At 62.6% G+C, this 449-nt stretch carries 1 protein-coding gene; it reads right to left on the minus strand.

Annotated elements, in window-relative coordinates:
• Nucleotides 1–301: hypothetical protein (locus tag PQR42_RS45660; RefSeq protein ID WP_408496133.1), on the minus strand; the 301-nt coding region annotated here is incomplete at its 3' end.
• Nucleotides 302–449: the final 148 nt, after the last annotated feature.

A 449-nucleotide genomic window follows, 5' to 3' on the forward strand; every position in this document is an offset into this window, starting at 1 on the left:
TCGGGGGAGGCGTGTCCCTGCGGGTGGAAGGGCCTGGTTGCGGCGATCCAGATCCGCCCGGCCCGGTCGGAACAGGAGGCTGTCCCGCACCGGCTTCCGGTTGAGCCGCCTGCATATGGAGTACGTCGACCGCCAGCCTGTCGCGGCGATTTTCCTGGTCCATGAGCTCCACGGTTTCGGGTTGGAGATGCATATCCTGCGCGATCCGCGCTGGCGGAGTTCCGGCCTGCAGTCCGGCAATGACGTCCTTCCTTATTTGAGGTGAGCGCAGCGGCGGGCTCGGGATGTCCGGTAAATTCATGCGTTGCCTAATCCTCAATGCAGCGAATTGACTTATGCCCAATCTTCTCGCGACGTTCGTCTGCGTCCATCCGTCTCTAAGCAGCGCTCCCGCTTTTTGCCTTGTTTCCGCCGGAAGCGGCAAGCCGCTGTCGCGTTTCACCTGCCCA

Origin of the sequence: Paraburkholderia sediminicola (genome assembly GCF_046027355.1) — a bacterium.
Lineage (GTDB): Bacteria > Pseudomonadota > Gammaproteobacteria > Burkholderiales > Burkholderiaceae > Paraburkholderia > Paraburkholderia sediminicola_B.